The sequence below is a fragment of the Thiocapsa sp. C2-2m genome (genome assembly GCF_041903745.1).
Taxonomy (GTDB): Bacteria; Pseudomonadota; Gammaproteobacteria; order Chromatiales; family Chromatiaceae; genus Thiocapsa; species Thiocapsa roseilacustris.
The window spans coordinates 79,665-98,241 of sequence record NZ_JBBWVD010000006.1 but is presented as its reverse complement, the minus strand read 5'-3'; the positions used below and the strand labels follow the sequence as shown (position 1 = coordinate 98,241).

Here is an 18,577-nt window from a genome sequence, read left to right as displayed (position 1 = left end):
CCCGTAGGGACTGGTTTGATCTGAGACCCGCTTTTAAGGGGATTAAGACGCCCAATCCACACCGGGAAGCGAAATTGCGATAATGTTTGATCTGAGACCCGCTTTTAAGGGGATTAAGACGTACTTGGGTGAACGTATCATCCTTGATACATTGTTTGATCTGAGACCCGCTTTTAAGGGGATTAAGACACGAAGTAGACAGCCAGGCCCCGCTCGAGTGCGGGTAGTTTGATCTGAGACCCGCTTTTAAGGGGATTAAGACACACAAGACGCCCGACCCCGATCGCGGACTGGATGTTTGATCTGAGACCCGCTTTTAAGGGGATTAAGACCTCCATCCAGCGGATGGTTGCGCCTTCGGGGAGCGGTTTGATCTGAGACCCGCTTTTAAGGGGATTAAGACGCGAGGTAGGCCGTCGACAGCCAAGCACCGCTCGGTTTGATCTGAGACCCGCTTTTAAGGGGATTAAGACCGCGTACAGGTCGGTAATCTTCTGGTCTTTCGTTTGATCTGAGACCCGCTTTTAAGGGGATTAAGACACGCCGTCTCCAGTCTGCCTGAGACGCCGATGACGTTTGATCTGAGACCCGCTTTTAAGGGGATTAAGACCGATCCAATAGGCCGAGTCGATCCGGTCCCCCCGTTTGATCTGAGACCCGCTTTTAAGGGGATTAAGACGGCATTGCCGTGCGGGTCGCGGAAGACGGGTATGTTTGATCTGAGACCCGCTTTTAAGGGGATTAAGACGCCGAATCCTCGGCCCATTGCCCCGGAATACCTTGGTTTGATCTGAGACCCGCTTTTAAGGGGATTAAGACCTCCCCGGTCAACCGGTTGATCTCGTTGAACAGTTTGATCTGAGACCCGCTTTTAAGGGGATTAAGACGCCGTCCAAGGATACGATGCGTCGTGCCTCGCCGGTTTGATCTGAGACCCGCTTTTAAGGGGATTAAGACGCTGGTCGGCGATTGCTGCCGGCACCTATACCGGGTTTGATCTGAGACCCGCTTTTAAGGGGATTAAGACGGGATTCGAACATCCCCTATGGCGCTGAGTTGAAGTTTGATCTGAGACCCGCTTTTAAGGGGATTAAGACTTCTCCCCCGCGCCCGCATCGCCGCTTGATTGGTTTGATCTGAGACCCGCTTTTAAGGGGATTAAGACACGCAACGAGCATCGAGCGCGAGAACCGGTTCGTTTGATCTGAGACCCGCTTTTAAGGGGATTAAGACCCGCTCCTGACACTCCAAGCACCGGCCCCGTTCGGTTTGATCTGAGACCCGCTTTTAAGGGGATTAAGACCTAGGCGCCTGGAGCAAGGAAGGGATCAAGCTGCGGTTTGATCTGAGACCCGCTTTTAAGGGGATTAAGACTCGGCTTTTTCAGCCGAGAGTACGGGTGTAACCGTTTGATCTGAGACCCGCTTTTAAGGGGATTAAGACAAGGCCGGTCGCGACGAGCAGCCCAAGGCCGACGGGTTTGATCTGAGACCCGCTTTTAAGGGGATTAAGACGAGTTGAGCTATGCGCTTAAGAGCGCGGTCAAGAGTTTGATCTGAGACCCGCTTTTAAGGGGATTAAGACTGAGCCTTAAGGGCCTCGATCTCGGCAGCCAGACTTGGTTTGATCTGAGACCCGCTTTTAAGGGGATTAAGACACCAGGGAGACGCCGAGGGTCATCGCCATCGCGGCGTTTGATCTGAGACCCGCTTTTAAGGGGATTAAGACAATAAGAGACGCCGTCTTCGCCGTCAGCCCGGGTTTGATCTGAGACCCGCTTTTAAGGGGATTAAGACCGACCCGATGATCTCTTATCGGGCGCAGATCGGTGTTTGATCTGAGACCCGCTTTTAAGGGGATTAAGACATGCTGGAGTGACCGATGGGAAATGGTAAGCGCGTTTGATCTGAGACCCGCTTTTAAGGGGATTAAGACGAAGCCCAATGCGTCGGAAGCGCGTAATTGTTCGTTTGATCTGAGACCCGCTTTTAAGGGGATTAAGACGGCCTGTTATTGGAGGGGCACGATATAGAAGAAAGGTTTGATCTGAGACCCGCTTTTAAGGGGATTAAGACCAGTTCCGCAAATGGCATTCGATACTCATGTTGTGTTTGATCTGAGACCCGCTTTTAAGGGGATTAAGACAGTTAAATTATTAGACTTACCATCAACAGGACTAGGTTTGATCTGAGACCCGCTTTTAAGGGGATTAAGACATTTAGTTGGATATTGGTTATTGCGCGGTGGATGTTTGATCTGAGACCCGCTTTTAAGGGGATTAAGACAATTCTAAAATGTTTGATTTATTGACTATTATTGGTTTGATCTGAGACCCGCTTTTAAGGGGATTAAGACCGCCGCTTCGAAGTCGTCCTTGAACCATGTTATTTGTTTGATCTGAGACCCGCTTTTAAGGGGATTAAGACGGAGGGCGCGGTTGTTGATCGTCAGTGCGGCGTGTTTGATCTGAGACCCGCTTTTAAGGGGATTAAGACGAGGAGGAGGGCAGGTGGCGGCGTAGCCGCACGGTTTGATCTGAGACCCGCTTTTAAGGGGATTAAGACGTCCGCTCGGTGCGGCCAGCAGGGAGCTGCTCGCGTTTGATCTGAGACCCGCTTTTAAGGGGATTAAGACCTGATGACGCCGCCCGGACGCGAACCCAGGAAGAGTTTGATCTGAGACCCGCTTTTAAGGGGATTAAGACACCCGATCCACCCCTGCATCCTTGCCTCCACCTGTTTGATCTGAGACCCGCTTTTAAGGGGATTAAGACGCAGACTGGCAAACCTTAATAGGCAGGTCGACGCGGTTTGATCTGAGACCCGCTTTTAAGGGGATTAAGACTTTATGCGCGGTAATGCATTGTAACGGATCTAGGGTGTTTGATCTGAGACCCGCTTTTAAGGGGATTAAGACGCCGCACGCGGCGCTGGAAGGGTTTCCTACGCCGGGTTTGATCTGAGACCCGCTTTTAAGGGGATTAAGACGGGAGGAGTTGGTTATGGTAAGGAAGTTTGCTGCGTTTGATCTGAGACCCGCTTTTAAGGGGATTAAGACTTCCGCGTCGAAGCGGGGCGCGAAATCGAGATGGTTTGATCTGAGACCCGCTTTTAAGGGGATTAAGACCGATGATGGTGTTCCCCTGGTACTCGATCGGCGTTTGATCTGAGACCCGCTTTTAAGGGGATTAAGACGACGCTACCGGAGTGGGTGGTCGACATCGGACGATACCGCCCGCAGCCTTCCCGCCGTGGCTCGGAAATAGCCAAAGTCGTAGAGCTTATGAGCATTCGAATATCTAATCAGACTGTTGCTTGGGCTCGAAAGGCATTAGAGGCGAATAATGTCGACGCGGTCACGGAAGATGGATGCATAATGATTCCTGAACTTCCAGGGTTTGTCTTATGCAAGGAAATCTCTGAAGTTCATGCACTGCTAGGCTCTTTCAAGTTTAATGGTGAAACGTATTACCTGCATCAATCCATATTGTAGTGATCGAACAAGTTATTCGCATTGAGCCAAGTTATTCGCATTGAGACTGGATTTTAGGCGGATCAACACATGATCCATGAGGCGCCTGTTCGCTCCCAGGCGTGGTCGTTGACTAGGCGTCACTGTGTTCCGAGGGCGTTCGAGCGGACAAGTTGGCCCAAAACCCGAACCTCGCCCCGGAATGAGCCGCCTATTCTGGCTTCGACGGCCCGACTGACGTTTGCGTGAATCTGTTCACCCGTCCCCGTAGCGGACTGGTCTACCCTCCAAGGTACCCATGCCCGCTGTCCGGGGTACGTCGTGTCCCTTTCGCTCCTGCGTTTGCTCCCTGCCCTCCTTGTCCTGACCCTCCCGATCTCCCCGCCAGCCCATGCCGACACCCTCGTCGGCACGGTCGTCCGAATCCTCGACGGCGATACCGTCGAGGTGCTCGATGCGCGCAAGCGCACGCACCGGGTGCGTCTAGCCGGTATCGACGCTCCCGAGAGCAAACAGCCCTTCGGGGCCAAATCCAAGCGCGTCCTGTCGTCGCTGGTCGGCGGCGAGACCGTGGCCGTCGATTGGCACAAGCGCGATCGCTACGATCGGCTCGTCGGCAAGATCATGCTCGACGGGGCCGATATGAACCTGGCACTGGTGCGCGCCGGCTACGCCTGGTGGTACCGCGAGTACGCGGGCGAGCAGTCTCCGAGCGACCGCGGGCTCTACGCGGCGGCCGAGAAGGCGGCTCGGCGGGATGGGGTCGGACTCTGGGCCGACCCGCGGCCGATTGCGCCCTGGGATTGGCGCGACGGCGGGGCGACCGCCGTGCCCGCGAAGCCGAGCTCGGGTGCCTGTCCGTGTGACTCGGGGCGCCTCTGCACGGGACCACGGGGCGGGATCTACTGCGTGCGGGAGAGCGGATCGAAGCAGTATTTCCCGCGGGATTGAGCGGGATGTGACGGATGGTTGCCGATCCCGGGCGTTATCATGCCCAAGGTCGCCGGGCGCTCCGCTCCGGCGACTGTTTCGATCAACCACAGACCTCGAGGACATCCGAGCATGCAGATCGCACTCTTTGGCGCGACCGGTGGAACCGGCCGACAGGTTTTGGAGCAGGCTCTCGCGTCCGGTCACACCGTGACCGCACTGGTGCGCGACCCCGCCAAGATCGAGGCGCAAAGCGGCTTGACCGTGGTGTGCGGAGATGTTCTGGATCAGGAGGCGACCAGCCGCTGTGTTCAGGGAGCAGATGCCGTGATCTGCGCACTGGGCTCCGGGGTCGGCGCCGAGCCGGTCGAGGCGCACGGCACGCAGCGCATCCTCAAGGCCATGCAGACCAACGGGGTGCGCCGGCTCGTCGCCGTGACCTCGCTCGGGGTCGGCGACAGTCGCGAGCAGGTCAGTGAGCAGTTCCGGCAGGCCATGGATACGGTGTTGCAACCCATCATCGCGGCCAAGACGGAACAGGAGCGCCTCATTCGGGCGAGCGGCCTGGACTGGACCATCGTGCGTCCCGGCGGGCTCGGTGACGGACCGCGCACCGGCGACTATCTCAGCGGCACTGACCCCACCTTGATGGCCGGACTCGTCAGCCGGGCGGATGTGGCCGAGTTCGTCCTGCGCCAACTCTCGGATGCTTCCTACCTGCACCAATGCCCGGCGGTGACCTGAGCCAGCTGGATCGGTTCGGTAAGGCGATGCCGGCATGAGGACGGGATGATCTCATGTGTGCGGCACCGACCGTCGTGTTCGCGACGGCCACGCATCGCCGGGCCGGGAGGCGCCCGGTGGCAAAATGCCAAGACAACCAGACGCTGAACTGAGGCCTGCGCGCGACTCATGACCACCGTGCCCGTCCACATCCACCTACACCGGCATCGCCTTCGATCTGCGCGATCCCCAACCCGAGATGGTGTGCCTGGAGGACATCGTCCATTCCCTGTCGCTCATGAACCGCTTCAACGGCGCGGCTTTGTTCCCCTACAGCGTCGCCCAACATTCGCTCCACGTCGCCGAGCTGCTGCCCCCGGCGCTGCGTCTGGACGGGCTGCTGCACGATGCCGCCGAGGCGAACATCGGCGATATGGTGAGCCCGCTGAAACAGGTGCTTCCGGAGTACAAAGCCGTGGAGTTGCGCATCACCGCCGTGGTGGCCGAGGTCTTCGGCCTCATTCATCCTGAGCCGCCCGAGGTCAAGCGCGCGGACCTCGCAGTGCTCGCCGCCGAGCGCGAGCAGGTGCTGAGGCCGTCCTACGGGCCTTGGTTCAAGGACTTTCCGAGTCCGGCGCCGATCACCATCGTGAGCCGACCTTGGGTCGAGGTGAGGCAGGCATTTGCCGAGGCGCTCCGTGCCGAGATCGGGATTCGCCTGGGCCTGGTGGACAGGAGGCACGGCGCGTCGTTTTAGCATCGCCAGTCATGGAGTGATGGTGTACGCTTGACCCACGGATGAGCGTCCCCGCCCGGGGACGGACGCAGAGAGCTCGGATGGTGTGATCAACCGGGATGCCGAGATTCGCACGGCCGCGTTCGCGCGGTGCCGCCGCCTGCTGGATCAGCACGGCGGCGCGGTGCCGTGGGGCGCGATCCAGGAGGGCTTCCACGTGCAGGGCGAGCACATCCATCTCGGGAGCACCCCGCGCGGGATCCACCGCCCGGCGCAGATGCGCCGCGGCGTGTTGAGCATCAAGACCACCAAGCCCAAGCGTGGGCGCACCGCGCGCTACGACGATGCCTTGGGCGACGACGGCGACTTCATCTATGCCTTCCAGGGCGAGGACCCGGACACTCGGGACAACACCGCCCTGCGTGAGGCGTTCGAGGATCAGACCCCGCTGATCTACTGCTATGCGCTGGTTCCCGGCGTCTACGACATCCTGTTCCCCTGCTACCTGACCGACTGGTACCCGCATGCGTTGCGCTGCACCGTGGCCGTCGGGAGTGCGCATGAGCTCGCAGGCCGCTCCCCGGAGATCCGTCTCCCGGCCCCACCGCTCGATCGGCGCTACACCACCGTCGAGGCCAAGGTCCGGCTGCACCAGGGCGAGTTCCGCGAGCTGGTGCTCGGCGCCTACGACCGGCGCTGTGCGATCTCGGGGTTGCCGATCGCTGGGCTACTTGAGGCGGCGCAGATCATCCCGGATCGCGACGATCGCGGCCGGCCCGAGGTCCCCAATGGGCTCTGCCTGTCGTCCCTGCACCATGGCGCCTATGACCGTAACCTGCTGGGTGTCGATCCGGATGGGCGCGTGGTGGTCGCCCCTGCGGTGCTCAAGCAGCGCGACGGACCGACCTTGGAGCAGGCGATCAAGGGGTATCACGGGCAGCGGATTCGGTTGCCGAGACATGAGGAGGATCGGCCGAATCGGGACTACCTGGCGGAGCGGTTCGAGGGGTTTCGGGTAGCGGCGGGGGTGTGAACGTGGCGATGGGATGGGCCGATCCCGATCGGTGTGCAGCGGCGTCGGCAGGAGCGCGCCCGCGGCGGATTGCAGGAGGAGCAGATATGCAGGTGACCAACGACGGATGGTTGTATGAGCGGAAGGCTCTGTCTCGGCGCAGAAGGCCCGGCCTGCTCGGCGTGGATCTCGGGTGCCTGGGTATATAATGCCTACCAGTCATGGGTCAATCCCATGCCGTCGGCTATTCGTTCAGAGGACCCCGCTCCTGGATGGTGACAAGGACCATGACTTACTTCGACTCACTAAATTTCGTCTATCAGCTTGTTTTTTCGAGGCTGGATGTCCCCGTTCTTGTTTGGACGTTCCTCGCCTTCCTGCTGTCGCTAGTGGTTCTTTACTGGATATGGGGCCTGGCCTGGAACGCACGCTGGGGGCTGCTCAGCCGACCCGGCATGGCGATCTTCGGAATCACCGCGGCACTTTTCATCGCCGCCTCCACCCTGTTCTGGCTCGGTGCCGGCCGCGCTGGCTCATGGCTCCAGCTGCAGGCGGCTTCACTACCCCAGAAGACCGCGACCGATCCAGCTCTGCTGTACGACATCTTCGTGACCGCTCAGCAGCAGTTGGGGTTGCCCTCAGGGTCAGCTGATAACGAGATGACCCTGCGAGATCGCCGTGACTTGACGATCCTCGCCCAGACGGCCGCTGCGCTTGTCCAGTGCCCGCTGATCCGCTCCGGGCCGCTTGGCCCCGGTGCACCCTGCGAGATGCGTAACCCGGATGATGTGGCTCAGGAGACCTTGTCTGCGGTCTCCGCCGGGGCATTTCCGCTGACGGTCACGGATAACAACCCCTGGGTGGCCTATGCCGTGACGAGCCAAGTGCAGGCTGCGATCAGTGATGCGACGCCGAAATTGACCGAAGGCATGGCAGAGTTACGGACTCTCTTGGCTACGGTGTTTTGGGTGTTCATCGCTCTACATATTCTCATTGTCCCCATCGTGGCTGTCACCGACATTCGCGTACACCCCAAGGTCTGAAGGAAGAGACTGACATGAAGAACCATCTGTTCATCGGCCTCGGCGGGCAGGGTGGGCGCACGCTTGGCGAGCTGCGAAAGGTTATGATGCAGCGGGCGCGAGATGTTGCGGCGCTCGAAGCAATAGACGTGCGTCTTGCGTTCCTTGCTATAGATTCAAGCGACGATGTTCGCAACGAACGATCCACATGGAGCTTGTTCGGGCAGTACCTGGACCTGCCATCGAGCGATTGGCTGATCTTCGACCGGCCTTCAGTGGGCAATATCGGCGATCTGGCCGCGCGTCGGGACATCAACCCCTGGATTGGGGATCCGGCTATCATCGATGCCTTCCTTGGCAAGGCCGAGATCAAAGGCGCCAACCAAAGGCGGCGATTCGGTCGGCTTTTGTTCGCGCAGAATGCCGCAGCCGTTCGCGATGCGGTCTCCGGCAAGGTTGGCGCGCTCACCAACGGGCGATACGACCAGTGTTCCTTTCACCTGTTCGCAACCCTCGGTGGTGGCACTGGAAGTGGCGGGCTCATCGACCTAATCACGCTGATCCGTTCCAAGTATCCCAGCGGCGGTGCTGACCAGTTCCCAATTTTTGTGTATGTCTTTGTCACCGATACCGACCCCCAGGGCGCTAGCGTCGGCTATTTCTTTCAAAACCAATTCACAGGGCTACGCGACCTTAACGCCCTAATCTGTGGCCGCCTGCAACCGACGCTTCTCGGCAACGACATTGCCCCTGGACGGTTCGAGGGTGCCGAACCCGTGATCCAGGTCGTGCTGACCGCTCCTCTAAATAGCGCTAACTTGAGGATGCCGCTCGAGACACAGTTGCGTGTGGTCGCGGAGGCCTGCTTTGAGCGCATCGTTGCATGGCGTTTCGGGCAGATGGGTACGGACGCCCAGAAGATGTTGACCGGCGAGGACATCCTCACCACCTATCCCGGCGAGCCCTTGAAGAGACCTGAGCGCAGCTACCGGTTCAGTGCCTTCGGCATGCGCCGGTGGGAGGTGCCAACCGAGAAGCTCAAGACCCTGCTGGCGCTGGACCTACTGGTGAGCGTGCTACGCCAAATGGTGTACAACCACTGGCAGGATACCAGCGGATATGTTGACGTACTTCAGGATAGCGCTGGGACGATGACCCGCGGCGTGGTGAGTGGTCTGCTGGCGGAGATCGAAGACGTGCGAAGACCTGCGCCCAAGGCCGAGGCTCTTACGCAACGTCTGCGTACTGCCCTAGCTGAACAGGCCACCGGGCTAGCGCGCGCCGCGGCCCCGCCGACCTTGCAGGATATCGAACGGGCGTTCGAGGAATTTTACGTCACCAGGTTCGAGCAGGGCGGTATGGATGCATTGGTCAGTCAACGTCAAGGAGACCAGGGAGTCCGGGTGGCGGAAGCGGTGAGCCGGTTGGAGACGGCCTTGACTCGCCACTGGCTGGACCACAACCAGCCCCTCGCGTTGGCGCGTGTGCCCCAGGTCCTAGGGGAACTCGGAGCGCAGTTGAAGCGGGATGGGGCCTTGCCTGCGGCGGATGATAAGAGCGGGGACCGGCCGCAGCGGATCATCGAGGCCCGCCGCCTTGAGTGGGACAAGCTCACCTTGCTCAGCGCTAGGTTTAGCGGCCGACGTACGGCCCTGATTAACGCCCACGCGACCGATTGCAGTGTTATACACGTATCGGATATTAGGCGCCGCCTGGCCGAATTGGACCGCAGTTTCATCAATCAAATGGCGGGCCAGTTGCCCCAGGTACAGAACCGCTTCCTGGCCGTACAGCAGGCGCTAATGGGGCTTATCGATACTGTCCAGCGGGAACGCGATCAGATCGATCAGGAATTGCGCGCCCTGAAAAAGACCATCACCGCGAACCGGTATGAATTCGCCCCGGCTGCCCTGGATACGTTCCTCAACTGGTTGCGTTGTCATGGGCAGCATCAGCAGACCGCAGCGGCCCTGATGCGCGCGGATATCCTTCAGGCGATTGGTGACCAACAGCCCCTCGCGGCGATGCGAGACGACGCGCTGCCCGCTATAGAAGACCGCCTGCGGCGCCTTGCATTGCAGTTGGCAGAGCAGATCCATACGGACTATGCGGCCAATGGTCATGGAACACGGATCCTCGAGGACTCAGTGCTGGACATCCTGCAGAAGCGCCACGCGGAGAATCCAAAAGCGTTTCTTGCAGAAGTCGACAGTTTTCTGAGCCAGGCTGCGGTGTGTGCACGCCTCCGCAGCGACGCGGAACCGATCGAGATCCTGGGTGCAGGCACCGAGGTACCGAGCATGCCACGGCGGGTCCTGTTGTTCGGCTTGCCGCAGCATGCTTTTGCCGTGAAGCTTGAGGAGATCTTTTTTGCGGCAACTCCTGCGGGGAAGGCTCATCGCATCGAGGTTTTCAAGCATGACGACCCTGGGCAGATCAGACTGCTCACGATGGACTACTGGCTCGCTGCTCGCCGCTTGGAGGTGGTTGCATCGCTACGTGACAGGTACAAAAGTACCGTCGGCAGTGCCGACACGCGCTACTTCTGCAACATTGACCCAGACGGAGAACAGGACCGGCGCCCCGACCTGTTCCTCCTAGACGCTGAAACGATGCGGTTGCGCTACGAGGCGGAAATCTGGCTTGGAGGCATTCCGGAGGTGGGTGTACTGAAGGTCGATGAACACGGTGTATTTCTCATCCGTGAAGAGGATGATGGGGTTCATGCCGATCGACACGGTACCACAGTTGCGACGGCCATCGCGAACCCGGATCGTCCGCACATGGATGCACTTCACGCACGTTTGACCGACGTGCTAGCCCGCCGTGAGAGGGGTTGGCTCAACGATTTGCTCCGAAAGCGACGTGCTGAACTGATACAGGAGCATGGTAGTCCGACCTCCCCGGAATACCAGCGCTGGGACAGCATGTTGACGCTACTGAAGCCATTGGCGGACTGACGTGCCCCGCTATTTCCGCTGTGAAGAGCCGGACGGCCAGTGTCCTCATGCCCGCACCCGGGCGGTGTTGATCGACGCGCCAGGTGCATGCCCACTCAGTCATCCGGATTGCGCCCAATGGCGCCGGTCGGTACCGCTGTTGACGGCGCTGCGGGAGCGCAATCCGTTGCCGTTTTGGAGCGTCTTCGGCGTGGTCGGTCTGGCTATGTTGGGGCTCATCCTGTCGTTGCTGTTTGGAGGCACGAGTTGGCGCAGCGACCTTGATCGGCTCCAGGCAGAGCTCTCCGGTCTAGGCGATCGGTTGAAGGTCCTAGAGGTGGCCGCCCCGAAACCGGTCGATCCGGGTCGCGTGTGGGAGGCACTCGAGGATGAGAGCCTGAGCCTGCGGAATGACGTGCGCAATGCCGTCATTGCCAAGGCTACCGCAGATGTTCCCGGTCTGAGCGCGCGGCTTGACGATCTGGAACAGCGACAGCAAACCGTGACCGAGGCGGTGGGGGCTGATCCGAAAGGCGCCCGTGCTCAGGCGATGGCCAGACAACTGGCAAGTGAGTACGTGGCGCTGAAGAAGGACGTATCGGTTGCGCAGGCCGCTGCTCCGGCGGACGACGAGGAGGCGCAGCGTGCCTTTCGGAGCCTGCTCGTCAGTGCGGACCGGGGTCTGAAACGCGCGCAGCGGCTGGCCGCACCAGTGGCACCCCCACCGGCTCCACCGCCGGAATTGTCTGGCGGTTTGGCAGCAGCGCTGGGTGAGGCGCGAGATGGTCTGGAGACTTTGTCGGCGTCGGTGACCATTTCCACCAATCCGCTACTTGCGGAGGCGTTGGTTTTGCCGGTGTTGAACACGTGTGTTGCCGACAGTGCCGTCAGGCCGTCGTCGGATGAACGGCACTGGTTTGTTGCAAGCCAAGACCCCGAGATCGCCCCCGGCGTGCTGGTTAGCATCGCGGATCTTGATGACCCCTATCGCCCACTGCTCGCAGAGCGAGCCGATGTGGTCGTCGCCGACCAGACCCCGGACCAACAGACCCAGGCCGAGTTCAGTGCGCGCTTCCCGGGCAAAGTCATCACCGCTTCCGATCACGCGACAGTGATTGCCCTTGATGCTATCGCTCTGCTGGGTCATTCCGCCCGTCCGGCAGCTCCCGTGACCGACCTAAGCCAGGACCGTTGGAGCACCGATACGGCTTCTGCGCAGGTCATCACGCGACTGGCACCGACCATCAACGTGACGCTCGTCGAAGATCCGTTCGCAACAGTGCAGGCGGACCCCGAAGCCTTGAGCGTTGTGCTATATCACCAGCTCACGCGGCACCCAGTCGGGCAGTCGCTGGCCTACCAGCCGTCACCCGATGCCCCTGCTCTGAAACCGACCGCATTCTCGATTGGCACCGAGAACTATCCACTCTCCTATCGCATCCTGGCTACGCAGTCACCTCAATCCCGACCCTTGTCTCGGTCCCTCGTGAATTGCATGACGTCCGATGCGGGGCAATCCGCAGTGAAATCGACGGGTTTCGCTGACCTCACACTGCTCGGTGGACCAGCTGGTCCCCCGGCCGACCCCCTGATCCTGTCAACATTGGGTACAGCGGTTGGGCGTAACGTCACCAGCGCGCAGCAGTTTCCAACAAGTTTGCGTTTCGCCTTAAACGAGGCGGAGTTGGATGTGAAGGCATTGGCAGATGTGCAACGCCTTCGACAGCCTTTGCAGGCCAAACTCGAGCAAGGAAATCGGGTCGTGATCCTGGGTTTCACCGACAACACGGGCACTGATTCGGATAACGTGCGTTTGTCGATCGATCGGGCTCAAAAGGTCAGCGATCGACTCTCGGCAGTAGGCGTGAAGACCGTGACGGCCGGGTTGGGAGAGCAACTGCCCGTCGATACTAACGACACCGAGGCCGGCCGGGCAAGAAACCGGCGTGCCGAGGTCTGGGTCGTCGGAGTCGAACGTTAAATGAGCCTGGAGTAGTCGAATGGATGGATCAGGGTTGGGAACCCTGCCGATCTCGATATCATTGGGGGTCGGTGCCATTGGTGTTTTCGGTTTCGTAGCTGCACTCGTGGCGAATCGGGGCATCGAAGACGAACGCGATGCCGTTCGGAGGGGACGTAACGCGCTCGGCGATCTACCGGTTGATGGAACACCATCATCCGAGTACCGCCAATGGTTGAAGGAACAACGGTTAGATGATTTTCACTTCGGCGACCATCTGCGTGCCGCAGTTGATTCACGAAGTTCCGGCCGCGCCATCACGCTCAATGAATTTCATCAGATCTCCGCTCGTCGGGAGGCGCGACGCCGATCAGCAATATTATCGGGTGGTATTACGGGGCTGCTCTTAGTCTGCGGAATCGCCGGAACACTCTGGTGCATCAAACCGGTCTTGAGTGAGTTCAACGTCTCGGCATCGCCAGATGCTTCAGTCTCCGGCCCGGACAATCGCAGACGCGCGGATAATTTGATACATGGCCTCAGTCATGCGTTCTGGCCGAGTCTCGTCGCATTGATTCTGACTGTCGTGGTGGCCTTCGCACGAGGGTTTTATACCCACAACAAAGGCATGCTCGCCGGTGAGCTTGACCAGTTAGATATGGAGGATCTGTTCCGGCGCTTCCCCCCCCCTTCGCTTGCGAGGGAGCTCAATGGTATAAGGTCACAACTCGCTGAACTGTCAGCGCAAATGCTTGCGAGTCAGAGTAACTTCGATAGGTTTGTCCAGAAGCTCAGCGACGCGGCGGCAGGGTTCAAAACGGACGCTCCCCTCTTGCAGGGCGCCTCGGCGGATTTTGTAAAAAGTGTGGATCAGCTTAATCCAAAGCTCGATGTGCTCGGTACGACTATCGCTGACCACTTAGGCGCGGCCTCTCCCATCGTGGCACGTTTCGACGGGCTTCAGGCTGTTGCGAGCGAGGTCAGTAAAACGTCGGGGCAGATGAAAGTCATTGGAACGGTGCTGTCCAAACACGTCGCTGAATCACATCAGCTGCTGAAGACTACGGTGGATACACTGCCGACGCAGTTGGCGGCAGCGTGTGAGTCCGCGAGCACAATCATCGCCGAAGCTGCGTCGCAGGCGTTGGCTGCGGCGTGTGCCGATGCCGTGGCCCGTCTCGACTCAGCTGCAGAGCCTCTGCGTCAGGCGGCGCATTCGATCGCGGAAGAAAATCGTGCGCTCAAGGCGGATACCAACAATGCGATCATCCAGTTGACGCAATCAGTCCAGGATCTTTGCGATGCCACGGCCGCAGCGGTAACAAAAGATGTCAGCGCCGGCGTGGTTTCTGTCACAAATCAAGTCGAGTCTCTGTTGAGACATGCGTACATGGAGTTCAGTCGTGCCATTGACACGGCAGTAGCAAGCATCACACCGATACACACCGGGTTCAATCAGATCTTGTCGAACATCACTGCATTGGTCGATGAGCTTAAACAGGTGGAAACCTGGGTCGAGATAGCAGTCCGGGACTCTGGAGAGACCCGCGACATCATCGATAACGCGCGTCGTGCGATCGTCGCGGCGGCTGATCAGGTGAACGGCATCCAAGCCCTGGTGGATAATACACGTCAGATGCTGACTGGTATGCGGGGGACCTGTGCTGATACAACGAAGCGACTAGATGAGCTTGCGAGCAGTCTCGGTATCCTGCATCCGGCACTGGACAAGCTGGTAAGCGATCAACGAGACACTGGTGTGCGCATTGAGTCGCTGATTCAGCGCGCGGAAGCGGTCGGCGCTCAGTGGACGCTCTGGCTTCCTGAGGCTAGCCAGCTCCATGTCACTGGTACCTCTTTGCATCGTGATCTCGATCAGTTGCTCGAACAAGGGCGCACCGTCGCGGAGGCTCTGGCGGCTACTACGGCCGCTGCTGGAGCAGAGCAACAAAGGCTGGCCGATGAGTTGGCGTTATTGGTGCCTGCTTTGAACAAGGTTTCGGAACTACACCAGAGCAATGCTTTCAAGCGCTTTTTTGGATCCAAGAGTTGAGCGGCTGGGACTTTGGCGATCTAACTGATGATTAGTGACGAAGACAGCGTCCGCCAGGTCTCTTTTTGGCCGAGCATCAGCGATCTCTTCATGACGTTGTTCATCATCTCTATTGCAATCTTGGGGGTGGTGATGTTTGTTTATATGATCAATCCCGCTGGGGATGCGTTTAAGGGCCAGATCATCGAACTTCGAAATTTGCTGGGGCTGGCTCCGCTCCCACAGGAGGTGTTGCCAGACGACCCGGCGGCGTTGAGTGAAACCGTTCGCAGCGCCATTGCTAGGCTGAAAGCAAGCGAGCAACTGAAAGCGGATGTCAGCGCACTGGCTGATGCATTGTCAGAGGTAGAGAACGTCCGTAAGGAAATGCAAGCTATGCTTGAGCAGCTCGCTTCGAAAGAAGAGGAACGGGTTCGGCTTGTCGAGGAGATCGCGCAATTGCGGGAACAGCAGGACCGATCGGCCACATGGATTGCAAACGCTATGGAAGCGGCTGCGAGCATGGGTATCGATCTCGATCCTGTTCAGGGCATCCTTGGGGGGAACGACAAACCGCCGTTTATCGAGGTCCGTGCTGATGTGCTGTTCCCATCGGGTGGCTCAATCGTGAGCGAGACGTCGGCTAGTGGTCTTGGTGAAAAGGAGTTCCGTGGTCTCGCCGAGGAGATTCTCAAGCGCAATTCTGTCGGGCTCCAGATCGTCGATACGTTGGAGATCATCGGGCACACCGACGGGGTCCCAATGAAGGGCGCTCGGGGAAACCTTGATACGGGGCTGCCGTCGGTGCTATCGGGTAGTGCCTCCATCGGCGGTCTGAAACCGGGTTCGAATAACGACCTTGGTCTGCTGCGCGCCCTTTCAATCAAGCAGGCTTGGCAGGACTTCGTTACAACGCACCCCAATAGTGCGGCACTGCAGTGTATCAACGTACGAACCTACTCTGCGGGACAAACGATCCCCTTTGATCCCCTTGGACCAGTAGACGATGAACGTGCTCGCCGCATTGAACTGCGCTTGACCAACCTGCGGGTCGGAGTTCCCCCAGGATGCGCACTCGCGGCTACGACGAAGGCGTCGCCGGAGGGTCTGCACAACTCTCGGCAGTCGGCGATGGGGGCGAACGCGATGGGCGCTCGATGAAAGCGTCAGTGCGCTTGATCCTGTGGTTGACGGTAATGGGGGTCGGTACGGGGTTTGCCATGCAGGCCCCCGCCGAGACCGAGATCTGGCAGGCGATCCCCGGCACCAGCACGCCCGATCATCGGGGTCCGCTCTATATCGAGCGCAATGGGGTCGTCTACCCCGCCATCCCCGGTACCCGCACCCCAGATTTCGACTCAGATGACCGGCGGATCATCCGCGGCGGCACGATCTACCGTGCGATTCCGGGGACCAACACGCCGGATTACGGGTCGGGGCGGTATCTGATTCGCTAGCGTTGAAGCGGATGCATGCGGTGTCGGCGGTTGCTACCGACTCCGTCGACCAGCGCGATCGTGGATTGCACTGTCATCCTCCGGCCATGCTTCAAGAGCCGATGGGTGCCCGGTCGATCGCGGAAAGCTCTCGATTCACCTCGAAGAGCTTGGCGTTGACATGGGGCACACCGAAGCCGACGAGCCGCTCGGTGTGCATCGCCAGGTAGGCTTCGGCGCTGGGGCGGTCGGCGAAGAGATAGATGCCGCCGGCCTCGCTCGTCTCGGGTTCTCGGTCCAGATCTTCCAGAGCAGGCCGGGCTCCTGCGCGATGGATGCGGCGAGCCCCTGCATGGTGGCGCTCATCTCGGCGCCCCAGGGGCCTTGGAAGGGGAAGTCGATCTGTAGGAGGATGGGCACGGGGATCTCTTGTTGGTGCGGTGGAGCGTAATGCCTTGGAGTCTACTGCAACGGCGGTCTGCCAGCGGAGGCTCCGGCCGTCAACACATCGACGTGGTTCGCATGGGAGCATGACAATGGGCCGGAAATTCGATGCGCTCTCGGAGCAGCATATCCGCTTCATCGCAGAGCAGAAGATCTTCTTCGTTGCCACGGCGACCGAGGACAGTCGCGTCAACCTCTCTCCGAAGGGGATGGAGGCCCTGCGGGTCGTCGACGCCGGTCGTGTCCTGTGGCTGAACCTGACCGGCAGCGGCAACGAGACCTCGGCATACGTGCAACGGGATCCGCGGATAACGTTGATGTTCTGCGCCTTCGAGGGTCCGCCGATGATCCTGCGGGTCTACGGCGCCGCGCGTGTGGTACATCTGAGTGATCCCGACTGGGCTGATCTTCTGTCGTTGTTCAAGCCGCTCCCCGGGGCGCGCCAGATCTTCGACCTGGCCGTGGATTTGGTGCAGACCTCCTGCGGAATGGGCGTGCCCTACTTCACCTATAACGGCGATCGTGAGCAGCTCGTCGACTGGGCGGAAAAGAAGGGCGATGAAGGCGTGCGCGACTATTGGGAGCAGAAGAACCAGGTGAGTATCGAAGGCTTCCAGACCCGGATCGTCGAGAAGAATCGATAGCCAGGTTTCACAGCCCCCCGACCCGCACGTAGATCAGACACCCCGTATCCGAGAACGGGGTATGCCGGCTCAGATGCGGACTGCGGATCCAGGTCCCCTCGGGATAGCGCCCGTGCTCGTCGGCAAACTCACCCTCGAGGACCAGGATCTCCTCGCCGCCCCAATGGGTGTGGGTCTGAAACCGCGTTCCCGGCGCCCAGCGCACCAGGGCGACGCTTTCCGGGTAGCCGGACTGCGCATAGAGGGGGCGCACGGTGAGACCTTCCACCAGGCCGGGGCGCCAGCCGTCCTCGGCGTGCGTGTCCTCGACCAACCGCGGGCGATCCGCGCCCGGATACTGGCGCAGTCGCACGAAGAGCGTGCAGCCCGGAGCGGAGCGCGGAGAATGCCGGCTGCCATGCGGGTTCATCAGGAAGGTGCCGGCCGGGTAGTCGCCGTGCTCGTCGGAGAAGACACCGTCGAGCACCAGAATCTCTTCGCCCTCGGGATGGGTATGCTCGGGGAAGGCACCGCCGGGGGTATAGCGCACCAGACTGGTGACCGGGCCGGATTCACCGCCCGCCCGGAACAGCGGCTTGCGCCAAACGGTGCCGCTCGGGCTGGGTTCCCAGGACATCGCGGCCGTGTCGACCACCGTGCGTCGGCCGAGGTCGGCATGGACGTCTGCAAGGGTCGTAGGGGTCGGCGTCGATGTGGACGGGGCTTCGATCATGGCTGGTCGGTGGTCGAGTCGAGGAGAATGCATCGGACCGCAGTGCACGACGCACATGCTTGGCCGTTCTGCCGATCTTCCGGACGTTGCGGCACCCGCCGTCGACATCAACGCAGCGACGAGGCGACGCCATGAACCGCAAGGCCCTGCTGGAAGAGATCCGCCGGCGCAACCGCGCCCACCTCCCTGCCCTGCTCGCTGCGTTGGAGCGCGTCAGGACCGGCATCCGTCTGACCCGTGCGGATCACGAGGCGGTGATCGACAGCTTGGAGGACGGCAACGCGAGCTTGGCGTTCGAGGAGCCCGATCGGGCCGAGCGTGCGCTGGCGGCGCGGATCCTGGACCAGTGCAGGCAGATCGATGCCGCCGAGGCGCAGCTCAGGTGAGCTTCTCGCCTAAGGTGACGGCGTGAGGCGCGCAGGCGGTCTTACAGCATGCTCATGCCGCCGGATGTGGCCGAGAATAGTGTTCCACGTATACAAAAAGCGCACATCCAGCGTCTCAAAGTACACTTTG

Annotated in this window: 13 protein-coding genes, 1 pseudogene and 1 CRISPR repeat array (1 of these 15 running past the window's edge); of the genes and pseudogenes, 12 read left to right on the top strand and 2 right to left on the bottom strand. The window is 60.1% G+C overall.

Annotated elements, in window-relative coordinates:
• A CRISPR array of direct repeats spans nucleotides 1-3,194; the repeat unit is 36 nt; unit sequence GTTTGATCTGAGACCCGCTTTTAAGGGGATTAAGAC (it extends 3,854 nt beyond the left edge of the window).
• 598 nt (nucleotides 3,195-3,792) lie between these two features.
• The 10 genes from AADX97_RS06225 (at nucleotide 3,793) to AADX97_RS06180 (ending at nucleotide 16,282) form a co-directional block, all read left to right on the top strand.
• Nucleotides 3,793-4,422, top strand: coding sequence for a thermonuclease family protein (locus AADX97_RS06225; protein ID WP_374233889.1), 630 nt, complete (start codon nucleotides 3,793-3,795; stop codon nucleotides 4,420-4,422).
• Nucleotides 4,423-4,533: 111 nt separating this feature from the next.
• Nucleotides 4,534-5,145: an NAD(P)-dependent oxidoreductase gene (locus AADX97_RS06220; RefSeq protein ID WP_374233890.1), complete on the top strand. Its 612-nt coding sequence runs from the start codon at nucleotides 4,534-4,536 to the stop codon at nucleotides 5,143-5,145.
• A 238-nt stretch (nucleotides 5,146-5,383) separates the two neighbouring features.
• Nucleotides 5,384-5,881: a hypothetical protein gene (locus AADX97_RS06215; RefSeq protein ID WP_374233891.1), complete on the top strand. Its 498-nt coding sequence runs from the start codon at nucleotides 5,384-5,386 to the stop codon at nucleotides 5,879-5,881.
• A gap of 85 nt (nucleotides 5,882-5,966) precedes the next feature.
• Nucleotides 5,967-6,893, top strand: a complete 927-nt coding sequence (locus AADX97_RS06210; protein ID WP_374233892.1) for an HNH endonuclease — start codon at nucleotides 5,967-5,969, stop codon at nucleotides 6,891-6,893.
• A 266-nt stretch (nucleotides 6,894-7,159) separates the two neighbouring features.
• Nucleotides 7,160-7,915, top strand: coding sequence for a hypothetical protein (locus AADX97_RS06205; RefSeq protein WP_374233893.1), 756 nt, complete (start codon nucleotides 7,160-7,162; stop codon nucleotides 7,913-7,915).
• 14 nt (nucleotides 7,916-7,929) lie between these two features.
• A complete protein-coding gene (locus AADX97_RS06200) occupies nucleotides 7,930-10,854 on the top strand; it encodes a tubulin-like doman-containing protein (protein ID WP_374233895.1) in 2,925 nt (974 codons plus the stop codon).
• 139 nt (nucleotides 10,855-10,993) lie between these two features.
• Nucleotides 10,994-12,814, top strand: a complete 1,821-nt coding sequence (locus tag AADX97_RS06195) for an OmpA family protein (RefSeq protein ID WP_374233896.1) — start codon at nucleotides 10,994-10,996, stop codon at nucleotides 12,812-12,814.
• A gap of 34 nt (nucleotides 12,815-12,848) precedes the next feature.
• The gene (locus AADX97_RS06190; RefSeq protein WP_374238572.1) at nucleotides 12,849-14,846 is read left to right on the top strand and encodes a hypothetical protein; all 1,998 of its coding nucleotides are present in this window, start codon (nucleotides 12,849-12,851) and stop codon (nucleotides 14,844-14,846) included.
• A gap of 27 nt (nucleotides 14,847-14,873) precedes the next feature.
• Complete coding sequence (locus AADX97_RS06185; RefSeq protein WP_374233898.1) at nucleotides 14,874-15,986, top strand: hypothetical protein; 1,113 nt, start codon at nucleotides 14,874-14,876, stop codon at nucleotides 15,984-15,986.
• Nucleotides 15,983-16,282 carry a hypothetical protein gene (locus AADX97_RS06180; RefSeq protein ID WP_374233899.1) on the top strand — a complete coding sequence of 100 codons (300 nt, stop codon included), beginning with the start codon at nucleotides 15,983-15,985 and terminating at the stop codon, nucleotides 16,280-16,282. The genes AADX97_RS06185 and AADX97_RS06180 overlap by 4 nt, the downstream gene beginning before the upstream one ends.
• Before the next feature lie 91 nt (nucleotides 16,283-16,373).
• Here the strand turns inward: AADX97_RS06180 and AADX97_RS06175 are convergent.
• Nucleotides 16,374-16,615: pseudogene (locus tag AADX97_RS06175) on the bottom strand (monooxygenase).
• 182 nt (nucleotides 16,616-16,797) lie between these two features.
• Here AADX97_RS06175 and AADX97_RS06170 point away from each other — a divergent pair.
• Nucleotides 16,798-17,349 carry a pyridoxamine 5'-phosphate oxidase family protein gene (locus tag AADX97_RS06170; RefSeq protein WP_374233900.1) on the top strand — a complete coding sequence of 184 codons (552 nt, stop codon included), beginning with the start codon at nucleotides 16,798-16,800 and terminating at the stop codon, nucleotides 17,347-17,349.
• A 7-nt stretch (nucleotides 17,350-17,356) separates the two neighbouring features.
• Here AADX97_RS06170 and AADX97_RS06165 read toward each other — a convergent pair whose 3' ends face one another.
• Complete coding sequence (locus tag AADX97_RS06165) at nucleotides 17,357-18,061, bottom strand: cupin domain-containing protein (RefSeq protein ID WP_374233901.1); 705 nt, start codon at nucleotides 18,059-18,061, stop codon at nucleotides 17,357-17,359.
• Between the two features lie 131 nt (nucleotides 18,062-18,192).
• On the opposite strand from AADX97_RS06165, the gene AADX97_RS06160 reads away from it, so the two are divergent.
• On the top strand, nucleotides 18,193-18,447 hold the full coding sequence (locus AADX97_RS06160; protein ID WP_374233902.1) for a hypothetical protein: 255 nt from the start codon (nucleotides 18,193-18,195) through the stop codon (nucleotides 18,445-18,447).
• Nucleotides 18,448-18,577 lie beyond the last annotated feature (130 nt).

Coding starts and splice junctions, on each gene's coding strand:
- AADX97_RS06220 (WP_374233890.1), top strand. CDS start 4,534: ATGCAGATCGCACTCTTTGGCGCGACCGGTGGAACCGGCCGACAGGTT.
- AADX97_RS06165 (WP_374233901.1), bottom strand. CDS start 18,061: ATGATCGAAGCCCCGTCCACATCGACGCCGACCCCTACGACCCTTGCA.
- AADX97_RS06170 (WP_374233900.1), top strand. CDS start 16,798: ATGGGCCGGAAATTCGATGCGCTCTCGGAGCAGCATATCCGCTTCATC.
- AADX97_RS06160 (WP_374233902.1), top strand. CDS start 18,193: ATGAACCGCAAGGCCCTGCTGGAAGAGATCCGCCGGCGCAACCGCGCC.
- AADX97_RS06215 (WP_374233891.1), top strand. CDS start 5,384: ATGGTGTGCCTGGAGGACATCGTCCATTCCCTGTCGCTCATGAACCGC.
- AADX97_RS06180 (WP_374233899.1), top strand. CDS start 15,983: ATGAAAGCGTCAGTGCGCTTGATCCTGTGGTTGACGGTAATGGGGGTC.
- AADX97_RS06205 (WP_374233893.1), top strand. CDS start 7,160: ATGACTTACTTCGACTCACTAAATTTCGTCTATCAGCTTGTTTTTTCG.
- AADX97_RS06185 (WP_374233898.1), top strand. CDS start 14,874: ATGATTAGTGACGAAGACAGCGTCCGCCAGGTCTCTTTTTGGCCGAGC.
- AADX97_RS06200 (WP_374233895.1), top strand. CDS start 7,930: ATGAAGAACCATCTGTTCATCGGCCTCGGCGGGCAGGGTGGGCGCACG.